Source organism: Flavobacterium saliperosum (genome assembly GCF_900100625.1).
Taxonomy (GTDB): Bacteria; Bacteroidota; Bacteroidia; order Flavobacteriales; family Flavobacteriaceae; genus Flavobacterium; species Flavobacterium saliperosum.
The window spans coordinates 339,386-361,194 of record NZ_FMTY01000001.1 but is presented as its reverse complement, the minus strand read 5'-3'; the positions used below and the strand labels follow the sequence as shown (position 1 = coordinate 361,194).

General features: G+C 40.8%; 19 protein-coding genes. 10 read left to right on the top strand and 9 right to left on the bottom strand.

Going from position 1 to position 21,809, the window contains the following annotated elements; translation table 11 throughout:
- Window position 1: 1 nt before the first annotated feature.
- On the bottom strand, window positions 2-457 hold the full coding sequence (locus tag BLQ05_RS01730; RefSeq protein ID WP_023575411.1) for a GAF domain-containing protein: 456 nt from the start codon (window positions 455-457) through the stop codon (window positions 2-4).
- A 71-nt stretch (window positions 458-528) separates the two neighbouring features.
- Here BLQ05_RS01730 and xrtF point away from each other — a divergent pair, with 71 nt between their 5' ends.
- The 7 genes from xrtF to BLQ05_RS01695 all read left to right on the top strand — a co-directional run bounded on the left by xrtF (window position 529) and on the right by BLQ05_RS01695 (window position 6,909).
- Complete coding sequence (gene xrtF / locus BLQ05_RS01725) at window positions 529-1,080, top strand: exosortase family protein XrtF (protein ID WP_035654044.1); 552 nt, start codon at window positions 529-531, stop codon at window positions 1,078-1,080.
- Window positions 1,055-1,498, top strand: a complete 444-nt coding sequence (locus BLQ05_RS01720) for an exosortase F system-associated membrane protein (protein WP_035653890.1) — start codon at window positions 1,055-1,057, stop codon at window positions 1,496-1,498. Before xrtF ends, BLQ05_RS01720 begins: the two co-directional genes overlap by 26 nt.
- A 45-nt stretch (window positions 1,499-1,543) precedes the next feature.
- Entirely contained in the window at window positions 1,544-2,368 is an 825-nt protein-coding gene (locus BLQ05_RS01715) for an ATP cone domain-containing protein (protein ID WP_023575409.1), read from the top strand.
- Window positions 2,369-2,389: 21 nt separating this feature from the next.
- A complete protein-coding gene (locus tag BLQ05_RS01710) occupies window positions 2,390-3,748 on the top strand; it encodes an MBL fold metallo-hydrolase (protein WP_023575408.1) in 1,359 nt (452 codons plus the stop codon).
- 60 nt (window positions 3,749-3,808) lie between these two features.
- Window positions 3,809-4,240, top strand: a complete 432-nt coding sequence (locus BLQ05_RS01705) for an HYC_CC_PP family protein (protein ID WP_023575407.1) — start codon at window positions 3,809-3,811, stop codon at window positions 4,238-4,240.
- Between the two features lie 63 nt (window positions 4,241-4,303).
- Window positions 4,304-6,544: a TonB-dependent receptor gene (locus tag BLQ05_RS01700; RefSeq protein ID WP_023575406.1), complete on the top strand. Its 2,241-nt coding sequence runs from the start codon at window positions 4,304-4,306 to the stop codon at window positions 6,542-6,544.
- A 26-nt stretch (window positions 6,545-6,570) separates the two neighbouring features.
- Complete coding sequence (locus BLQ05_RS01695; RefSeq protein ID WP_023575405.1) at window positions 6,571-6,909, top strand: heavy-metal-associated domain-containing protein; 339 nt, start codon at window positions 6,571-6,573, stop codon at window positions 6,907-6,909.
- A gap of 45 nt (window positions 6,910-6,954) precedes the next feature.
- Here BLQ05_RS01695 and BLQ05_RS01690 read toward each other — a convergent pair whose 3' ends face one another.
- The 8 genes from BLQ05_RS01690 to miaB all read right to left on the bottom strand — a co-directional run bounded on the left by BLQ05_RS01690 (window position 6,955) and on the right by miaB (window position 16,177).
- Window positions 6,955-9,336 carry a hypothetical protein gene (locus BLQ05_RS01690; RefSeq protein WP_023575404.1) on the bottom strand — a complete coding sequence of 794 codons (2,382 nt, stop codon included), beginning with the start codon at window positions 9,334-9,336 and terminating at the stop codon, window positions 6,955-6,957.
- Between the two features lie 91 nt (window positions 9,337-9,427).
- Window positions 9,428-11,059, bottom strand: coding sequence for a chaperonin GroEL (gene groL, locus BLQ05_RS01685; protein WP_023575403.1), 1,632 nt, complete (start codon window positions 11,057-11,059; stop codon window positions 9,428-9,430).
- Window positions 11,060-11,140: 81 nt separating this feature from the next.
- A complete protein-coding gene (locus BLQ05_RS01680) occupies window positions 11,141-11,416 on the bottom strand; it encodes a co-chaperone GroES (protein WP_023575402.1) in 276 nt (91 codons plus the stop codon).
- A gap of 141 nt (window positions 11,417-11,557) precedes the next feature.
- Window positions 11,558-11,932, bottom strand: coding sequence for a preprotein translocase subunit SecG (gene secG, locus BLQ05_RS01675; RefSeq protein ID WP_051365713.1), 375 nt, complete (start codon window positions 11,930-11,932; stop codon window positions 11,558-11,560).
- Between the two features lie 11 nt (window positions 11,933-11,943).
- Window positions 11,944-12,822 (bottom strand): tetratricopeptide repeat protein, encoded by an 879-nt coding sequence (locus BLQ05_RS01670; protein ID WP_023575400.1) that lies wholly within the window; start codon window positions 12,820-12,822, stop codon window positions 11,944-11,946.
- Between the two features lie 26 nt (window positions 12,823-12,848).
- Complete coding sequence (locus BLQ05_RS01665) at window positions 12,849-13,352, bottom strand: LptE family protein (RefSeq protein WP_023575399.1); 504 nt, start codon at window positions 13,350-13,352, stop codon at window positions 12,849-12,851.
- A 23-nt stretch (window positions 13,353-13,375) separates the two neighbouring features.
- Window positions 13,376-14,641 (bottom strand): sigma-54 interaction domain-containing protein, encoded by a 1,266-nt coding sequence (locus tag BLQ05_RS01660; RefSeq protein WP_023575398.1) that lies wholly within the window; start codon window positions 14,639-14,641, stop codon window positions 13,376-13,378.
- A gap of 87 nt (window positions 14,642-14,728) precedes the next feature.
- Window positions 14,729-16,177, bottom strand: coding sequence for a tRNA (N6-isopentenyl adenosine(37)-C2)-methylthiotransferase MiaB (miaB, locus tag BLQ05_RS01655; RefSeq protein ID WP_023575397.1), 1,449 nt, complete (start codon window positions 16,175-16,177; stop codon window positions 14,729-14,731).
- A 408-nt stretch (window positions 16,178-16,585) separates the two neighbouring features.
- On the opposite strand from miaB, the gene topA reads away from it, so the two are divergent.
- The 3 genes from topA (at window position 16,586) to porK (ending at window position 21,787) form a co-directional block, all read left to right on the top strand.
- Window positions 16,586-19,087: a type I DNA topoisomerase gene (gene topA, locus BLQ05_RS01650; protein WP_023575396.1), complete on the top strand. Its 2,502-nt coding sequence runs from the start codon at window positions 16,586-16,588 to the stop codon at window positions 19,085-19,087.
- 3 nt (window positions 19,088-19,090) lie between these two features.
- On the top strand, window positions 19,091-20,239 hold the full coding sequence (locus BLQ05_RS01645; protein ID WP_023575395.1) for a formimidoylglutamase: 1,149 nt from the start codon (window positions 19,091-19,093) through the stop codon (window positions 20,237-20,239).
- Window positions 20,240-20,380: 141 nt separating this feature from the next.
- Complete coding sequence (porK, locus tag BLQ05_RS01640; RefSeq protein WP_035653886.1) at window positions 20,381-21,787, top strand: T9SS ring complex lipoprotein PorK/GldK; 1,407 nt, start codon at window positions 20,381-20,383, stop codon at window positions 21,785-21,787.
- The last annotated feature ends 22 nt before the right edge of the window (window positions 21,788-21,809 follow it).

The following is a 21,809-nucleotide window of genomic DNA, read 5'->3' as shown; positions in this document are numbered from 1 at the left end:
CCTAAAAAAGTTTGGCAATCTCCTGATTTACAAACTCTAAGAAGCGTTCGTCAGCTTCGGTGAACGGATCCGGCACATGACTGTCGATGTCAATCTGACCGATGTTTTTACCGTTAACAAAAAGCGGTACCACGATTTCCGATTTTACCGTAAAACTGCAGGCGATGTAATTGTCCTGAGCACTAACGTCCGGCACCACGAAGTTTTCATTGGAAAGGGCCACCTGTCCACAAATCCCTTTTCCGAACGGAATCACGGTATGGTCGGTTTCCGCTCCCACGTAAGGACCAAGATGCAAGGTTTGGGTATCGTGGTTGGCAAAATAAAATCCCACCCAGTCGTAATAACTGATGTTGTCGCTCAATAACTGGCAAAGGCCTTTTAATTTTTCGTCACGGGAAACGGTATCTTGGGAAAGTATTTCAATCACTTTCGGTTCTAATTCTTTAAATGTCATGTTTTTTAGTTTTATGCAAAAGTATTTAATTGCGCTCTTTTTATTTTTATATTTTTGTTAAAATCATTCGTGTGAAAAACCTCTTTTTACAATACAAACCTTTTTTCGTTTTCCTAATGAAGTTTTTCTTGGCTTATTTCTTGATGACTTTTATTTATAACAATTATCTGATGAGTTACGGAGAGATGAAGGTGGACGCAATCACTAAGCTTGTTGCAAGAAATACAGAACTTGTATTGCAATTGTTTGATAAAGATTCCTATATAATTGAAGATAAACCAAGTCAATTCGTGCAATTATACTATAAAAACAAATATGTTGCTCGTGTTATCGAAGGCTGTAATGCTTTAAGTGTCATGATTCTTTTTGCCGCTTTTGTTTTTGCTTTTTCCGGAAAATGGCTTAAAACGATTTTATATATTCTGACAGGATGTGTTATTATTCATCTGCTTAATGTGCTTCGGATCGCCTTTCTGGCAATGGCACTGTACAGTTATCCCGAATATGAGCATGTATTACACGGTGTGATTTTCCCATTGGTCATTTATGCGGTGGTTTTTATTTTGTGGGTTTTATGGGTTCAAAAATTTTCAGACTATGCTACAGGAACTCCGAAGAAATAGAAAGAAACTGATTTGGATTACCGTACTCGTACTTCTCCTGGCGTTAATCCGTTTGTTTGAAAAGCAGTTGTTTTACGATCCGTTTCTCGGTTTTTTTAAAGGTGAATTTCAGAATGCCCAATTGCCACCATACGACGCAATGCCTCTTTTCTTCGGATTGGTTTTTCGCTACTTTTTAAATTCCGCCGTATCGGTAGCGGTAATTTATGTGGTTTTTAAAGATGTTCCGCTAACGAAGTTCACGACGTTTTTATACCTTATTCTCTTCGGAGTGTTGATTGCGCTTTTTTTCGGAATACTTAAGTTTTCAGACCAACCCGACTATATGTTTCTGTTCTACGTACGCCGATTTCTTATTCAGCCATTATTCTTGGTATTGTTTCTGCCGGCATTCTATTATCAGAAGAAAAACCAGTAAGAATTTTTCGTACCTTTAAAGAATCGAAGTTTAAAGGGAACAAGTATGAAAGTTGTAAAACAATCGGGAGAAATTGTTTATTTCGACAGGGATAAGCTGAAGCGTTCGTTGCAACATTCCGGTGCCAGAACCGAAAAAATCGATGAAATTCTTGAATATATCGAACGGCAAATCTACGATGGCATGCCCACCCGTAAAATTTACAAGTTAGCCTTTCAGATGTTGAAAAAAACATCCAAAGCACAGGCAGCACGGTACAATCTGAAATCGGCCATTCAATCGCTTGGTCCGGCAGGTTTTTTCTTCGAAGAATACATCGCGTTGCTTTTTGCCGCCGAAGGGTATGAAACCAAAACCAATATTTTTCTGGACGGTAAATGTGTTTCCCACGAATTGGACATTCTGATTAAAAAGAACAATCTGATTACCATGGTGGAATGCAAGTTTCACTCCAACAGCGATGTGAAATCCGATGTAAAAATCCCCATGTACATTTTATCCCGATTCAATGATCTGAAAGTGAATCAGTACACGTTGTTTGATAAAAGCGAACAGATTTCGGCCTGTATCGTGATTACGAATAATCGTTTTACCTCGGAAGCGCTTCAGTTTGGCGTCTGTTCGGGATTGAAAATGATGAGTTGGGATTACCCTCCGAATGAAAGCCTGAGGCATCGGGTAGATAACAAGGGGATGTATCCGGTAACCTGTCTGACCACACTTTCCCAAGCGGAAAAAGACATGCTGCTGGCGCAAAAGATATTGTTGGCCAAAGAGTTGATACACGATGTCGAACTTTTAAATCAGATAGGCATCAACCGCCACCGCTTTAAGAACATCATTCGGGAAGCGTCCGATTTGTGTGCATAATAATTTTAAAACCATCCGAAAATGAAAATACAGTTTTTAGGAGCCGCCGGAACCGTAACAGGTTCAAAAACGTTAATCGAATCCAACGGCATCCGGATTTTAGTGGATTGCGGATTGTTTCAGGGCGGAAAAGAAGTCCGTCAACGCAATTGGGAACCGCTGACGGTGTTGCCGTCAAGTATCGATTTTGTACTGCTAACCCATGGCCATTTGGATCATTGCGGTTGGCTTCCGTTGTTAATCAAACAGGGTTTTGAAGGGAAAATCTATTGTACGAGTCCGACCAAAGCGATTACCCGACTGATTCTTCTGGACAGTGCCAAAATTCAGGAAGAGGAAGCCGAAAAAGCCAATAAGGAACACTATTCGAAACATATTCCCGCCGAGCCTTTGTACACGGTGGAAGAAGCCGAAAAGGTGTTGCCTTTTTTCAGGGTAATCAAACCGGAAGAGGATTTTGATCTGGATGCCGAAATTTTCGCCCGTTATTTTACCGCCGGTCATATTCTAGGGGCGTGTTCCATCGAATTGACACTTGAAGGGAAGAAATTGGTTTTTTCAGGAGATATCGGTCGAGATAAAGATGATTTGATGTTTCCACCGGTGAAACCCAAAACCGGCGATTATATTTTTCTGGAAAGCACGTATGGCGACCGGCTCCATCCCGATACTGATGCGAAAGCCGAATTGGAACTGTACATTAACGAAGCATATGAAAAAGGCGGAAATGTTGTCATTCCGAGTTTCGCCGTGGAACGGGCACAAGCGATTATGTATCTGATCTGGCAGCTCAAAAAAGAGGGTAAAATCCCCGACATGCCTTATATTATCGATACACCGATGGGAATTAAGGTGATTGACATTTTTACAGACAATCGCGAATGGCACAAATTACGCATTGACGAATGTGAAGAAATGTGCGCGATTTTTACCATGATTGCCGAATACGAAGAAACCATCGCAACAATTTACGACGATCAGCCCAAGGTGGTTATCGCGGCCAGCGGAATGATAACCGGCGGACGTGTTTTGAGCTATCTCGAGCGGTATATTATCCGTCCGGAAACCACGGTGGTTATTGTCGGTTTTCAGGCTGAAGGAACACGAGGAAGAAAATTGCTCGACGGCGAAAAGGAAATCAAAATGTATGGGAAGTATTATCCGGTGGAAGCCAAAATTGTGGAAATCGAAGGGCTATCGGCACACGGTGACCAGGATGATTTACTGAACTGGCTTTCGGAACTGGAAAACAAACCGAAAACCATTTTTCTGGTGCATGGCGAAACGGAAGCGTTGATTGGTCTGAAAAATAAAATTGAGGAGAAATACAAAGTGAATTGCGAAATTCCGTATCAGGAACAAAGTTTTGAAATCAATTAACGATAATTTAGATTTTCGGTTTAAAAAAAATACTTACTTTTGACCTAATTTTTAAAAACAATGAAAATAAATAAGCACATCAGTTTTGTTATTGCTTGCCTGATATTGGTCTCCAATATCGGTTTGGCTTTTAATGTGCATTATTGCGGCGGGGAACTGGCGGAAATCTCATTGGATTATAAAAAATCGGAACCTTGTACGGAAGAAAAAGTTGAAAAGGAAAAATCATGTTGCGCTTCTTCAGACGAGCACGATGATTGTTGCTCCAACAGTAAGGTCGATTTGAAAAAATCACTTTCCGATGAGGTTATCGTAAAAAGTTTTCAGCTCGATTTAGGTGTTTTTACCTTTGTGGAAGCCTGGAAGCCTTCCGTGATTTCAATAGTTGAAGAAAACGTAACCCTTGGTGATGCGCCTTCCTTCTATTGCGACAGCAATGCACCACCGTTCTACAAACTGTATTGCCAGTATATTTTTTACGACCAGTTTTAATGCTTTGAAATTTTCCGATTTTTTTCGGAACAAACCCCCATTCAAACATTAAAACAAAAAATCATGTACAGATATTTTATGATTTTCTTCGTGCTGATAGCCAATGTTGTATCAGCTCAGGAAAATGTGTCGGGAATAGTAACCGACGAAAAAAACAACCCGATGCAAGGCGCAACGGTGTTATGGAAAGACTCTACCGTAGGGACTTCCACCGATGAAAAAGGACAATTTACCCTTCCGATGAATCCTGGCAGCCACGAAATTGTAGTGAGCTTTGTGGGCTACGAGAGTGTGGGCATGATGGTACACGAACCAAAAACGTTAACCATACAGTTAAAACCTTCGAAATCACTGGATGAAGTGGTAGTGCAAACCAAGCGAAATTCCCTTCAGAAGTCGTATGTAAAAACGGCTAATGTAACCACAATGAGCAGTAAAGAATTACTGAAAGCGGCTTGTTGTAATCTTTCGGAGAGTTTTGAAACCAATCCTTCCATTGATGTGAATTTCTCCGATGCAATTTCGGGGAGTAAGCAAATCAAAATGTTGGGCTTAACCAGTCCGTATATTCTTATTGCCGAAGAAAATATTCCTTCCGTTCGTGGCGCTTCGCAGGCTTACGGCTTGTCTTTTATTCCCGGCACCTGGGTGGAAAGCATCCAGATTACAAAAGGAGCGGGGAGTGTGGTGAACGGTTACGAAAGCATTTCCGGTCAAATCAACACCGAATTAATCAAGCCGGCCAACGATATCCCGTTTTACCTGAACGCCTACGGTTCTACCGACAGCCGTTTCGAACTGAATACCCATTTCAATAAAAAGTTTTCGGATAAATTGAGCAGCAGCCTGTTTGTACACGGGAACACGCGTGTTTCCAAAAATGACATGAATAACGATGGTTTTTTGGACAATCCGTTAGGACAACAAATCAATGTCATGAACCGTTGGCAGTATAATGATTTGGAAAAAGGATGGGTAAGTTTCTTAAATGTCCGCTACATGAAAGACGAAAAGCAAACCGGTCAGGTGGATTTCGATGCAGACAGAGATAAACTCACAACAAATCACTGGGGTTCTGAAATCAATACCGATAAAGTCGAGGTTTCTTCGAAAATCGGATATGTTTTCCCGGACATGCCTTGGCAGAGTATCGGATTTCAAAATTCGTTCAATTACCACAGTCAGGAATCCTATTTCGGTCTGAATCAATACAATATCCAGCAAAACAGTTTTTATTCGAACCTGATTTTCAATTCGATTATCAGCAATACACTGAATAAATTCGCTACAGGACTGAATTTTACTTCCGATGATTATAACGAATTCGTTACCGTGGGGATGCCAATGGACGTCAGCCGAAGAGACAACTCGTTAGGCGCCTTTTTCGAATATACGTATGATAATACCGATGATTTCAGTTTGGTAGCCGGAGCACGTTTCGACATGCATAACCGTTTGGGTGCCTTTTTTACGCCGCGAATCCACATGCGTTACAATCCGTGGGAAAAAGCGGTATTCAGGGCTTCTGCCGGAAGAGGAAAGCGCAGCGCGAATATTTTTGCGGAAAACCAACAGCTGTTTGCTTCTTCGAGAGCGTTTTCGGTGTTGAATACCAATGGGAAAATCTACGGACTGGATCCTGAAATTGCCTGGAATTACGGAATCAGTTTTATGCAGGGTTTTCAGTTGTTCGGAAAAAAAGCCGAAGTGACATTGGATTATTACCGCACCGATTTCCAGAATCAGGCTGTGGTGGATTTGGATTACAGTCCGCAACAGGTCGTTTTTCATAATCTTGACGGAAAATCGTTTGCGAACAGCTTGCAGATTGATTTCAACGTGGATCTGATGACGCATTTGTCTGTCAGAACCGCGTACAAATTCTACGATATCCAAACCGATTATTTGTCCGGTACCATGGAACGTCCGCTGCAGGCGAAGCACCGTTTCTTTACCAATGTGGCCTACGAGACGCACATTAAAGACAAAGGGAAACAATGGAAGTTTGACTTCACCTACAACTGGATGGGGAAACAGCGTTTGCCAAACACGAGTTCCAATCCGTCAGCTTATCAGTTGAGGGAGTTTTCGAATCCGTTCTCGGTGATGAATGCTCAGGTTACCCGAACCTTCTCCAGCGTGTTTGAAGTATATGTGGGAGGAGAGAACATTGGTGACTATAAGCAAAAAAATGCTATTTTAGGGGCCGATAATCCGTTTGGCGCGTATTTTGATAGTTCTATGATATATGCTCCGATTTTCGGTCAGATGTATTATGCGGGTATCCGATTTAAAATAAAATAAGATAAGAAACTTTTTTAAACTACCATATGAAAAAAATAATTTTAGTATTGCTTGTATCCCTGTTCGGATTCACAATGCAGGCGCAGGAGAAGAAAAATAAAAACGCAAAAGCCGATGTTGAAGTGAAAGGCAACTGTGAGATGTGCAAAAAACGTATTGAAAAGGCGGCTTATTCTGTTGCCGGAGTAAAATCAGCCGTTTGGCATTCTGAGGATCAGCAACTTCATTTGGTGTTTAACGAACAGAAGTGTTCCGCTACAGATATAGTGAAAGCGGTAGCGAAAGCCGGGCATGATACCAAAGACGTTAAGGCTGTAACGGAAGACTATGATAAGCTTCACGAATGCTGTAAGTATGACAGATAAGAAAAAGATAAAAAAGCCGTTCAGAATTTCCGAACGGCTTTTTTATTAGGGAACTGCTATGGTTTTTATTTCTGAAATCAGGTCGCCGTTTGTTCCAATTCCTTCGATTACAATTTTCACGGTTTTCTGATAATAATTTGGAATGGCAAAAGTAAACAACCCGTTTTCATCGCTTTCCACATAAGGTTCCCAGTGGATGTTTCCGAAATTTTTAAAACCTTCATCGGAATAACTCGTGTATTTCGGATTGATGTAGTTTTTATTGTTCTGGAATCCGTTTTTCACGGTAAACGATTGTGAGTTAATTTTAATTTTTCTTGCACCGCCGGTTCCCTTTTTGCTATAGACACGGATAATGCCGTTGGCCGCATCCATCCCGCCACCATAACCGTTTTTGTTGATGTATATTTCATCAACACTGTTCAAACTGTAACCCAAGAGCTGACTGAAATCCATAACGGGCGCATCGTCAATGTAAATAGCCGGGCTTCTGGTTCCTAAAAACGAGGTGGCTCTTCGTCCAATGATAATTACGGATGTTCCCTGTATTGAGACATCGTAGCCGTTAGCCGCAATAAACTGCAATAAATCCCTGCTGGAATCCGCCTCGGTGATCTTATATCCTTTGGACATGGAGTTGTTATGGCGTCTTTCGTTGGCTAAAGGTGTTTTTTTGACTTTACCGGCAATAGTTATGCTGTCCAAACGTACGGTATTGGCAATTTTTGGAAAGGAATAATTCGTATCGTCGGTACTGTTGTTGATTTCTGTGGGGCACTCGGTTTTTGCTACCTTGAACGGCTTGATAAAAGGTCTGTTATTGTTTAGGATTTGTGCAAACAATTTTATTTCCGATTTTCTTTCTTTTTTGTCCAGTAAGGAGAAGTGAACGGTTGCCGAATCAGAGACTAATATGTTTTTGAAATAGAATTCGTTTTTATCGTTAATTTCAGAGAATTCATTTAATCCGGCAGCTATGGAGCTTAACTGTACTTTGAATGATTTTTTATCCTCAAGCGGTTTGTTGATGGTTCCTTTGAATGTGAGCCCGTTGTCGAAATCGAATTTCTTTTGTGGCGGAGCAGACATCATGGCCTGCCAACTGTATTTTGATTTTTGACAGATTAAATAAGTATCCAATTCATAATGTTTTCTTTTTGAGAAATTGGATAAAAAATAATTTCCTTTCGGTGCTTTATCATTTAACTGATTGTCGAAAAGAAATGAAGTGTATATGTTTTTCTGATCCGAAAGCGATTTGCTGTCATTCGGTAAAACGGAGACACTAATGCTGCCCATTGCCAATGCGCTTTTGCCGCTGATGAAGATAGAATCGTTTTGTTTTTTGAGGATTTTCAGATCAATGGCAGCATTCGTTTTCGAGGGCTTGAAAATGATTCTTTCTGCAATTTTTTTTGCGTTTTTGTCTATCAGATACAGGGTGTTGATTCCTTCCGAAAAATCGGTACCGGGTATGACCAATAATTGTTCGGGGGCATTCTCCTTGAATGAAAAATCCACAAAAGAAGTGTTGTCATTCTGTTGAATAACAAGGGTTAACGGACTGTTCTTGTATTCGTTTAAGCTGTTTGCGTTGGTCTTTACTTTTAGGGTTGTTTTGTTTTCGAATGTGTAATTGTTAACGGAAAACGTTATTCCGTTTGCTGTCGGCAGCGGCAAGGCCTTTTCAATGCTCTTGGTTTCAATCAAAAAAACGGCTTTGTACACTTCGTTTTTTGTCTGAAGAATATCGAATTTTCCATAGCCCAATTCGTTTGTGGTGAAATTGGTGACGGTTATTCCTTGTGCGTCTTTAATTTCTCCATCTTTAATGCTTATGCCGTTACCATTGCAGTCGGTTATCTTAATTCCTACTGTGTTTGAAGTGCCCTCCAGAAAGACAGTGCTTTCCGGAAAGAATTCGGTATTTACGACACTGAAATTTTTACTGTTTGTGTTAGCCGGCATTTTGCCGTCGGTAGGATTAATGATATTGATTTCATAAATTGATGACTCATCTTCCATGAAGTTATTCATGTAATTGGTATATACCTGAAGGTAGTAGGTGCCCGTTTGGGTGTTTTCGTCGAGTTTTATTGAACCGTCAAAAACGCTGTTTTCAGCATAAAAAAGATGTGTTTTTATTTTCTCACCGGTTCCGTCTATTAGCGTGATGTATACATTGGATGTCGCCACATACGGTTTTCTGCTTTTCTTTTCCAGGATATAACCTTTAAACCAAATTTCATCCGTACTCAAATAAGTGGTCTTGTTCGTGTGCAGATGAATGTTCTCCCTGTCCATTTTAAAAAACTCCGTAAAAGCATTGCTGATTTTTTCTTTATTCTGATTCAATTCTGCCTGAGAAAAAGACAGATTGCTGAATAAGAAGAAAATTGATAAAAAGAGTGTGTTTTTGATGTTCATTACGTGTAAGTTTTATCTTTCGCGAAGATATAAAAAAATACTGCCTGAAGTAAAATCCAGGCAGTATTGTAAAAGAAATATTTTATAAAGATTACATCATTCCCGGCATTCCGCCACCCATTGGCATTCCGCCGCCGGCATTTTCTTCTTTAATTTCCACTAAAGCACATTCGGTAGTTAAGATCATTCCGGCTACAGAAGCGGCGTTCTCCAAAGCCACGCGGGTTACTTTTTTAGGATCGATGATTCCGGCTTTCAGCATGTCCACATACTCATCCGTTTTCGCGTTGTATCCGAAGTTGTCTTTACCTTCCGCCACTTTTGCCACTACTACAGAACCTTCTAAACCGGCGTTTTCAACGATGGTTCTTAAAGGGGCTTCCACAGCGCGGGAAACGATTTGGATTCCGGTTGCTTCATCGGCGTTGTCCGCTTTGATTTTATCCAATACTTTTTTGGCTCTTAGTAAAGCCACACCGCCTCCGGCAACAATACCTTCTTCCACCGCTGCACGGGTTGCGTGTAATGCATCGTCCACACGGTCTTTTTTCTCTTTCATTTCCACTTCGGAAGCGGCACCTACGTAAAGTACGGCAACTCCTCCGGCTAATTTTGCCAAACGCTCCTGTAATTTTTCCTTATCGTATTCGGAAGTTGAGGTTTCCATTTGCGCTTTGATTTGGTTTACACGATTTTTAATCAATTCGTGATCGCCGTTTCCGCTTACCATGGTGGTGTTGTCTTTGTCGATGGTAACGCGTTTACACGTTCCTAACATTTCTAAAGTAGTATGCTCTAAGGTAAAGCCTCTTTCTTCAGAAATCACTGTTCCTCCGGTTAAAATCGCAATGTCTTCCAACATGGCTTTTCTGCGGTCTCCAAAACCTGGAGCTTTCACGGCAGCGATTTTTAAAGCGCCACGTAATTTGTTTACCACTAAAGTCGAAAGGGCTTCACCGTCCACATCCTCAGCGATGATTAATAATGGTTTTCCGGATTGCGCTACCGGTTCTAATATTGGAAGTAACTCTTTTAAGGAAGATACTTTTTTGTCGTATAATAAGATGTACGGACTGTCTAACTCCGCTTCCATTTTTTCCGGATTCGTTACGAAGTAAGGGGATAAATACCCTCTGTCGAACTGCATTCCTTCCACCACGTCCACATAAGTGTCGGTTCCTTTGGCTTCTTCAACGGTAATTACTCCTTCTTTGCCCACTTTTCCGAAAGCCATAGCGATAAGTTCGCCAATCACTTCGTCATTGTTTGCGGATATAGAGGCTACCTGTTTGATTTTATCGGTAGAGCTGCCTACTTCTTTGGCTTGTTTGCCTAAGTCGGCTACAATCGCTTCCACCGCTTTGTCGATGCCACGTTTTAAATCCATCGGGTTGGCTCCGGCCGCCACGTTTTTCAATCCTTCTTTAACGATGGCTTGTGCTAAAACCGTTGCAGTGGTGGTTCCGTCTCCGGCTAAGTCATTGGTTTTTGATGCCACTTCTTTTACCATTTGCGCCCCCATGTTTTCCAGCGTGTCTTTCAATTCGATTTCTTTCGCAACAGAAACCCCGTCTTTAGTTACGGTTGGTGCTCCAAACGATTTGCTGATAATTACGTTACGTCCTTTTGGACCCAATGTTACTTTTACCGCATTTGCTAATGCATCTACACCGCGTTTTAAACCGTCACGTGCTTCAATGTCGAATTTTATATCTTTTGCCATTTTTATGTGTATTTATTGATTCGTTAATTTTATTCCGCTGCGCTCCATACAGTTCGGCTGCGCCTCGGGTGGTTAATCGGATTAGATAATCGCTAAAATATCGTCTTCACGCATAATCAGGTAATCTTTGCCTTCAAATTTTAAATCGGTTCCGGCATATTTTCCGTATAAAACAGTGTCGCCAACTTTTACGGTCATGTTGTGGTCTTTAGTTCCGTTTCCAACCGCTACAACAGTACCTTTTTGCGGTTTCTCTTTGGCTGTGTCAGGAATGAAGATTCCGGAGGCAGTCTGTGTTTCCGCTGCCATTGGTTCTACAAGAACGCGATCTGAAAGTGGTTTAATGTTTAATGCCATAATGCTATATTTTTATGTTATTGTTTTTTTTATGCTTTCTTTTTTTTCAGAAATTATGCCAAGGCCTGTAAACTGACAAATTTACCAAATAAAAATGCCAGCACTGACAGGCTGGCATTTTAAAAAATCATTTACTGATATTTATTTTTTGGCTTCTTCCGTTGAAGCCGGTTGTGCCGCTTCAGTTGTAGCTGGAGTTGCTGCTGCTTCCGGTGTTGCAGTAGCAGGCGCTGGTGCCGCTACCGGAGCAGGAGTGCTGTTGTCGATGATTTTCGAACCACTATCGCTTAAACTTCCGGTGAAGCTTAAACTTGACAACAAAATCAATGCGATTAACAATCCGGCTAATGTCCAAGTACTTTTGTCTAGGAAATCATTTGTTTTCTGTACACCACCCATCATTTGTGATCCGCCAATCGCTGAAGACAAACCTCCACCTTTTGGGTTTTGAACCATAACTACTACTACAAGTAAAAAACATACGATTGTGATTAACACTAAAAAGATTGAAAACATATTTTTATTCTTTAATTATTATTTTGTTGTAAAAGTCTAATATCCGAAATTCGGTCTGCAAAGAAACTACTTTTTTCCGGATATTTCAAAATTAAAATTTCATAAGCTTGTATTGCTTTTTGATATTTTTTCTGTTCCAGATAGACTTTGGCTAAAGTTTCGGTCATCAAATAGGAGTTGTCCTGACTCGATTTCTCAATGTTTATTGGGTTTACCGGTGCGTTTTTCACCGAAATGATTTTCGGATTGGTTTCGATAAACTTATCAATCAACTCGATTTTTTTCTTCTTTTCTTCATCCATTTCAGGTTCCGGAGTCTCGTTTTCCCGGTTGATAGGTGTGATTTTTGCCAATTGTAACCATTCCTGGAACGAATGTTTTTCCTGTTTTGAAAATTCCAGCGGTTTGCCGATTTCCAGTTTTTCTTCTATGGTTTCCGGTTTTTCGGTTTCTACAGGAGGGTTTTCTATTGGAATTTCTGCTGTAAACGCTTCCGGTTCTGCAATTTGAATGGAAGTAAGTATCGATTGCTCCAAGGGATTGACTTTCGGCTGCACTTCAATTGTATCCGATACTACAATTTTATACTGATTGACTATGATGTCGTTTATCGCCGCTTCTTTTTCTTCCAAAAAGGCTTTCTGGATTGATGTGAAATCCTCGGAAGTGATGAATTCGAAAAGCACACTTCGGTCTGTGGTATAAGCCGCTGTTTTCTTTAACTCCTGATTGTAACGGAAACTGTTCTGATTGTAAAGTCCTTTCAGATGAATGGCTCTTGCCGCCTGAAAATAGGGAAACTCATTCAAAACCGTTTCCAGTTCGATGGTTTGTCTGCCGTTTATGGCGTCGGGTTTATTGATCAGGTATGTTAAATCGTTTACGTTCAATTTTTCGTTGATTGGAATTTATAAAATTACCATTTTGCCAATGAGGCATTAAAAATATCCTGTGTAATTCTTTCGAATATGACATCCAATGCTTCGGTTAGTTTTGCTCCGACCAATTGTTGGCTTCCGTCAAAATCATAATAGAAAGAGAACGGTTTTTCGAAATCATCATCGGGATTTTTTTTGTTGATGAAACGCACATTCACCGTAATGGTCAGTCGGTTTTGAGCGGCCAACTGATCGGCGGTGGCGGTCATCGGCGTAATGCGATATTCTTTTATTTCACCTTCATAAACCAAATCACCACCGGAATTCGTTAAATTCAGATTCGTTTGGTTTTGCAGAATTTCCTGAAGCTCCAACGTAAACGTACGCTCAATTCCGGGTTCAATCAAAGCCGCATTGTTCTGAAAATAATTTACCTGAAAGGTTTTGGCGTCAATCTTTCCGGTCCCGGTAAAGTTGTAATACGAACAACTGCTCAGACTCAAAAGGAGAACGCAAGTAATTATATATTGTATGTGTTTCATCTTATTTTAAAAAACCAAATATACTATAAATCGAATTGTTTTATCTTTCGGTAAAGTGTTCTTTCGGAAATTCCCAATTCGTCTGCTGCCGCTTTTCGTTTTCCTTTGTTGCGTTCCAAGGCTTTCTTGATGAGTTCGATTTCTTTGGCGTCCAGTCGAAGCGAATCTTCTTCCTCCACGGTTTCGGCAAAAAGATAATTCTGGTCGTCGTCCTCATCGTCAAATTCTTCCTGAAGGTTTTCATTCTGAACCGGAATGGCCGTTAAAGCAGGTTCTTCAAACGGGACTTCGCTTTCTTCTTTCTGACCGTAAATGCGCTGAATCAAATGCTTGTTGGTTTCCTGAACATTTTTCACATTACCGCTCTGCATTAATTCAAGAGTAAGTTTTTTTAGATCGTTCAGATCACTTTTCATGTCGAAAAGAATCTTATATAAAATTTCCCGTTCCGAACTGAAATCACTTTCCGCTTTTTTGGTTCCAATCACCGACGGCAAAGTACTGCCTTCTGCCGGTAAATAGGATTGTAAGGTCGCCAATGTAATGTCGCGATTGGTTTCCAGTACGGAAATCTGTTCGGCGGCATTGCGCAACTGACGGATGTTTCCGCTCCAACGGTATTTTGTCAGATATTGTACGGCATTGTCGTCCAGTTTTATCGGAGGCATTTTGTATTTGTGTGCAAAATCCGAAGCAAATTTCCGGAACAGCAAATGAATATCTTCTTTTCGTTCGCGTAAAGGCGGCAACATGATGTCGACCGTACTCAAACGGTAATACAAATCTTTACGGAATTTTCCTTTTTCAATCGCGTCGAACATGTTTACGTTGGTCGCTGCCACGATGCGTACATTGGTTTTTTGCACTTGAGAAGAGCCGACTTTTATAAACTCACCATTTTCCAAAACACGTAACAAACGTACCTGGGTAGTTAATGGTAATTCGCCCACTTCATCAAGGAAAATGGTTCCGCCATCGGCCACTTCGAAATACCCTTCTCGGGTTCCTGTGGCTCCAGTAAACGAACCTTTTTCGTGTCCGAACAACTCGCTGTCAATGGTCCCTTCCGGAATCGCACCACAGTTTACGGCAATGTATTTTCCGTGTTTTCGGTGCGAAAGGGAATGTATGATTTTCGGAATACTTTCTTTACCCACACCACTTTCTCCGGTAACCAATACCGAAATGTCGGTTGGAGCTACCTGAATGGCTTTTTCAATCGCACGGTTAAGTTTCGGGTCGTTCCCGATAATCTCAAATCGTTGTTTTATGGCTTGAACTGATTCCATTTTAATTAGTTGATAATTACTAATTGAAAATTGATAATTACTAGGATAACGTAAAATATCAATTATCCATTTTTCAATTGTTAATTCTTATTGCATTTCCGAATAGCCAACCGCTTCTCCAATTAAGGTAGCCGTAGTGCAATCGGTAATTTTTACCATCACGAAATCGCCCGGTTTGTAATCGCCTTTCGGGAAAACCGTCACCACATTTTCGGAATTTCTTCCGCTCCAGTGGGCATCCGATTTTTTAGAGGCTTTTTCAATCAACACTTCAACCGTTTGATTTAGGAAACGGGAGGTTCTTTTCAGACTCAATTCCTGTTGCAGATCAACCACTTCCTGTAAACGACGTTTTTTAACTTCCTCCGGAACATCGTCTTCCATTTTTCTGGCAGCCAGAGTTCCCGGTCTTTCCGAATACGCAAACATATAACCAAAGTCATATTCCACATATTCCATCAGACTCAACGTGTCTTGGTGGTCTTCTTCGGTTTCGGTTGGGAATCCGGTAATGATATCCTGTGAAATCGAGCATCCCGGAATAATCGCCTTGATTTTATCTACCAAAGCCATATATTCTTCACGGGTGTGCTGGCGGTTCATTTCTTTTAATATACGGGTACTTCCCGATTGTACCGGCAAGTGAATGTAGTTACAAACATTATGGTGTTTTGCAATAACATGCAATACTTCTTCGTGCATGTCCTGTGGATTCGAAGTCGAAAAACGGAAACGCATCTTCGGAAACTGAATTGCGCACATGTCCAATAACTGTGCGAAATCCACCGCTGTTGCTTTCTGCATTTCGGTCGCTTTATCGTAGTCTTTTTTCAATCCGCCACCATACCAAAGGTAACTGTCAACGTTTTGTCCTAACAGGCACACTTCTTTAAAACCTCTTTCGTATAAATCTTTGATTTCCTCTAAAATGGATTGCGGTTCACGGCTGCGCTCGCGTCCGCGGGTAAACGGAACCACGCAAAACGTACACATATTATCACATCCTCGCGTGATGGAAACAAACGCATTGATACCGTTACTCTGTAAACGCACAGGCGCAATGTCACCATAGGTTTCATCTTTCGATAAAATTACGTTAATCGCATCGCGGCCTTCTTCCACTTCCTGCAAAAGATTCGGTAAGTCTTTATAGGCATCCGGTCCTACGACCATATCCACGATTTTTTCTTCTTCCAGGAACTGGCTTTTCAAACGCTCGGCCATACAGCCCAAAACGCCCACTTTCATACCCGGATTGATGCTGCGTTTTACCGCGTTGTATTTTTCCAAACGTTTACGAACGGTCTGTTCTGCTTTATCCCGAATCGAGCAGGTGTTCACCAAAACCAAATCGGCTTCTTCCAGATTTTGGGTGGTGTTGTAACCTTGTTCGGTTAAAATGGAAGCTACGATTTCACTGTCCGAAAAATTCATCGCACAACCGTAACTTTCAATAAAAAGTTTTTTCGTATTCTGTTCTTTGTGTTCTAAAACCAGGCTCGTACCTTGTTTTTTCTCGTCAATTTCCTTTTCCATATAGCACTCTAAAGCGTAAAATCAATGCGCAAAGATAGTACTAAATTTTATTTTCTGACAAGATGGCAGATTTGTTTAACAAAAGTTTTATGAAGCGAAGGGCTCGGGCTTTTTTGTCCCGATAGCTATCGGGAGCCATTTTTCCGCTTTTCGTTCCAATCTTTTATTGCGTGCTTGCGTTGCAATCTCCCAATAAAAGGATTTACACACCAAACACGTAGTGTTCACCGAACTCCTGTGAAAATATGAACCAAGTGAGGTAATCGGGGCTATTGAATTTTTTGTCTTTGTTTTTTGGATACTATATATAGGTGTAAAGGTTTTTAAACGACAAAATTTACTTTTAAAATGGGCAAAAACGCAATATTTAAAAAATTCCTATACTTTTGCGCCATAAATAAAAAGTAAATGGCAAAGAATTTAGTGATCGTTGAGTCACCGGCAAAGGCGAAAACCATAGAGAAGTTTTTAGGAAGCGAGTATCAGGTAGAATCAAGCTACGGACACATCGCCGACTTACCTTCGAAGGAAATTGGAGTAGATGTAGAGAATGGTTTCAAACCAAAATATGAAGTTTCTCCGGATAAAAAAGCCTTGGTGAGTAAATTGAAAACGTTATCTAAAGCAGCCGATATGGTTTGGTTGGCTTCCGATGAGGACCGCGAGGGAGAGGCTATTTCATGGCACTTGGCGGAAGAATTAAAATTGGATCCGAAAAAAACCAAACGTATCGTTTTTCATGAGATTACCAAAAACGCCATTTTAAAAGCGATTGACAATCCAAGACAAATCGATTACAATCTGGTAAACGCACAACAGGCGAGAAGAGTTTTAGACCGATTGGTAGGTTACGAATTGTCACCGGTATTGTGGCGCAAGATCAAAGGCGGATTGTCTGCCGGTCGTGTGCAGTCGGTATCCGTTCGTTTGATTGTGGAACGCGAACGCGAAATCCAGAATTTCAAAGCGGTGGCATCTTATTCAGTTGTGGCTGAATTTACCAACGAAGCGGGAAGAGCCTTCAAAGCGAAATTGCCAAAGAACTTCAATACGAAAAAAGAAGCCGAAGATTTTCTAAACCAAAATATCGGTTCTATATATAAGGTAGCGGATTTGGAAACCAAACCTACCAAAAAATCACCAACAGCACCTTTTACAACATCGACCTTGCAACAGGAAGCGGCGCGTAAATTGTATTTGCCTGTTGGAATCACGATGCAATTAGCGCAACGTTTGTACGAAGCCGGATTGATTACCTATATGAGAACGGACAGCGTGAACCTTTCTAAAGAAGCTATGGAGGCAGCTCAGGCGGAAATCATTTCGTCTTATGGTAAGGAATTCTCGAAACCGAGAACGTTTGCCAATAAGAGCAAAGGGGCTCAGGAAGCCCACGAGGCGATTCGTCCGACAGATATGTCAAGACACACTGTTAACATTGACAGAGATCAGGCCCGTTTATACGATTTGATCTGGAAAAGAACCTTAGCGTCTCAAATGAGCGATGCAGAATTGGAACGAACCAATGTCAAAATCGAAGCGAACAATCATAAAGAACTTTTCACGGCGACCGGAGAGGTAATCAAGTTTGAAGGTTTCCTAAAAGTATATCTGGAAGGGCACGATGATGATGAAGAAGAACAGGAAGGCATGTTACCGGCCATGAAAGTGAACGAAAGACTGCAAAACAATTACATTACCGCAACCGAAAGATATACAAGACCGGCAGCTCGTTATACCGAAGCGTCTTTGGTTAAGAAACTGGAAGAGTTGGGTATCGGTCGTCCGTCAACGTATGCGCCAACCATTTCGACTATCATCAACCGAAACTATGTTGAGAAAGGGAATCTGGAAGGTCAGGAACGAAATTATACACAATTGGTGCTTCAGTCCGGGAAACTGGTGGAGAAACAATTGAAAGAAAATACCGGTTCGGATAAAGGGAAACTGGTGCCGACAGATATCGGAACCATCGTAACCGACTTCTTAGTGAAGAACTTCGGAACCATTTTGGATTATAACTTCACGGCGAAAGTGGAACAGGATTTCGATGAGATTGCCGAAGGGAATATCGAATGGGCGCAAATGATGAACGATTTCTACAAGCATTTTCATCCGACAGTTAAAAATGTAGAGGAGAATGCCGAGAGAGAAAGCGGTGAACGAATTTTAGGAAAAGATCCGAAAACCGGAAAACAGGTAAGTGTTCGTTTGGGTAAATTCGGACCGATGGCGCAAATTGGCGATATCGACGACGAGAACAAACAATTCGCCAGCTTGCGTACGGAACAGAATATCGGAAACATCACTTTGGAAGAAGCGTTGAATTTGTTTTTGCTTCCAAAAGTGCTGGGTACTTATAAAGGTGAAGAAGTGGAAGTGAGCAACGGTCGTTTTGGGCCGTATGTGCGCCACGGGAGTGTTTTCATTTCCCTGCCGAAAGGAGAGGAGCCTTTGGATGTTTCGATGGACAGAGCCCAGGAACTGATTGATGAGAAAGCGAAAGCCGATGCGCCAATCGCCACCTATAAAAACGAACCGGTACAAAAAGGCGTGGGACGTTTTGGACCCTTCATCAAATGGAACGGGATGTTTATTAACGTAAGCAAGAAATACAATTTCGATAATTTGTCACAATCGGACATTACCGAATTGATTGAGGATAAATTGCAGAAAGAAATCGATAAGGTAATTCATAATTGGGAAGACGAGGGAATTCGCGTGGAAAAAGCACGTTGGGGACGTTCGGTAATCACCAAAGGGAAAATCAAAATCGAATTGAGTAAAGAGGTGGATGCCGCAGCCATGACGTTGGAGCAAGTGAAGGAGTTGATAGAGAAGAAAGCACCGGCTAAAAAAACCGCGGCAAAGAAAACGACTGCTAAAAAAGCACCTGCTAAAAAGAAATAAATTATGGTATTTGATTTTTTCCAGCCACTGGATGCTGATTTTTTTGAGTTTGTTCAAGGCTTGAGCAGTCAGACTTTGGGTAAAAAAGTGGTTTTTCATTCCGAAACCGATTTTCCGAATATCGAAAAAGCATCCATTGCCATCATTGGTGTTTTGGAAAGTCGCGGGTTGGGGGAAGGAAATTATGAAACCGATCTGACCCATATTCGTCAGGAATTTTACAGTCTGTTCCCCGGAAACTGGGAAGCGCAGATTGTTGATTTAGGAAATATCGCACCCGGAAACTCCTTGGAAGACACCTATTATGTATTGAAAAATGCGGTCGCGCATCTGATAAAGAATAAGGTGATTCCGATTGTAATTGGCGGTTCGCAGGATTTGACCTATGCGATGTACCGTGCGTATGATCAGTTGGAACAAATGGTAAATGTGGTGTCGGTGGACAGTAAATTTGATTTCGCCAAAGAAAACGGATTGCCGGCCGAGTCTTTCTTATCATCGATGATTGTGGAAGAGCCTAATAATTTGTTTAATTACAGCAATATCGGTTATCAGACGTATTTCAATTCACAGGAGGAAATCGATCTGATTGAAAAATTATATTTTGACGCTTATCGCTTAGGGGAGGTTTGTAATAATCCCGCGATTGCAGAACCGGTGTTTCGTGATGCGGATTTGGTGTCTTTGGATCTGAATTCGGTAAAATCATCAGATTCCGGAAATTTTGTGAATTTTATTCCCAACGGATTCAATGGAAAAGAAATTTGTGTACTTTCGCGCTATTCGGGAATCAGTGATAAAGTAACTTCTTTTGGGGTTTTTAATCACAACAATTCCAAGGCGGAATCGGTTTTGGCGGCACAGGTAATATGGTATTTTATCGAAGGATTCCATTACCGTTCCAAAGAGTATCCTTTTGGGGTAAAAGAAGACTATTTGAAATACATTGTTCCTTTGGAAGAGGAAGAATTGATCTTCTATAAAAGTGATAAAACGGAAAGATGGTGGATAGAAATACCATTTTTATCGAATCTTAACAATAAATTAAGAAGAAGTACGTTATTACCATGCACTTATGATGATTATGTGGGCGCTACCAATCAGGAGATTCCTGAAAGATGGTGGAAAGCACAGATGAAAAATTTAATATAATGAGATTAAATAGCGATAAACCTATGTATTTTGTAACAATTTGATTTTTTTAAGTTTTTTTTAGGAAAAAAATTGTTTTTTAGAAAATAAATAAATAGGTTTACGCCCTTAAATATGTATATATAATTAACCCAGATTTATATGAAGAAGTTCATAGCGTTTACAGCACTTGTTTCATTGTTCTTTAGTAGTTGTCACAAAAACGACAGAGGTGAACTAGTAGGAGTTAAAGGAAGAAAATGGCATCCAGAGAAGCCATATGGTATGACTTTAATCCCTGGAGGTGCATTTATTATGGGTAAATCAGACGATGATTTAGCTAATGTTCAGGATGCGCCAACTAAAACTGTTACCGTTCGTTCATTTTATATGGATGAGACTGAAATAACAAATAGTGAGTACCGTCAGTTTGTGGAATGGGTGAAGGATTCAATTACCAGAACAAGATTGGCTATACTTGCTGATGAACAGGGTATAAAGCCAGGTGGAGGTACAGGTGGAAAAGCTGGAAGTATCGGTGATTTCGCGTTTAAGGATCAGGATCCTGCGAAAATGTCTGCTTACGACAAATACATGTATGAGAACTATTATAGTGTAGGTACAGACGAGGATCCGTATGCGGGAAGACGTTTGAACAGAAAAGTAAAGTTACATAACGATCAGCAAAAATACCCGGATGAACATTATGTGGAAGTGATGGATTCTTTGTATTTGCCTGCAACTGAATCGTACAACGGGTTAAGAACATTTGATGTTTCTAAATTGAAATTCCGTTATTCTTGGATGGATATTCAGGCTGCGGCTAAGGACAAATCGGTTGGAAGCAGCAGAACAAAAAGAAGTAAATTCATCAAGACGGAGAATATTCAGATTTATCCTGATACAACCGTTTGGATTAAAGATTTCGCTTATTCTTACAATGAGCCAATGCATAATGACTATTTCTGGCACCAAGCTTATGGGGAATATCCTGTAGTTGGGGTTTCTTGGAAACAAGCTAAAGCATTTTGTGCTTGGAGAACAATGAATAAAAACTCCTACATCAAAAAGAAAAAAGGAAGAGATCAGGTGAATTCATTCCGTTTGCCAACTGAAGCGGAATGGGAATATTCTGCAAGAGGTGGTCTTGAGTCTGGAACGTATCCATGGGGTGGTCCTTATGCTAAAAATGACAGAGGATGTTTCTTGGCTAACTTCAAACCGAATCGTGGTGATTATGCCGCTGACGGAGCGTTGTATACTGTAGAGGCTAAATCGTACGAGCCAAATGAATACCATTTGTATAATATGGCTGGTAACGTTGCTGAATGGACGGATTCTTCATACGATCCTGCAGCTTACGAATATGTTTCTACAATGAACCCTAATGTACCGGACTTGTCGAATCAAAGAAAAGTTACGCGTGGTGGTTCTTGGAAAGATGTTGCTTATTTCTTGCAGGTGAGTACTCGTGATTATGAGTATGCGGATTCAGCGAGATCATATATCGGATTCAGAACTGTTCAGGATTACATGGGAACAAGTAATACTAAAACAGAACCAAAATAACCCTTATTAAATTAACCAATTT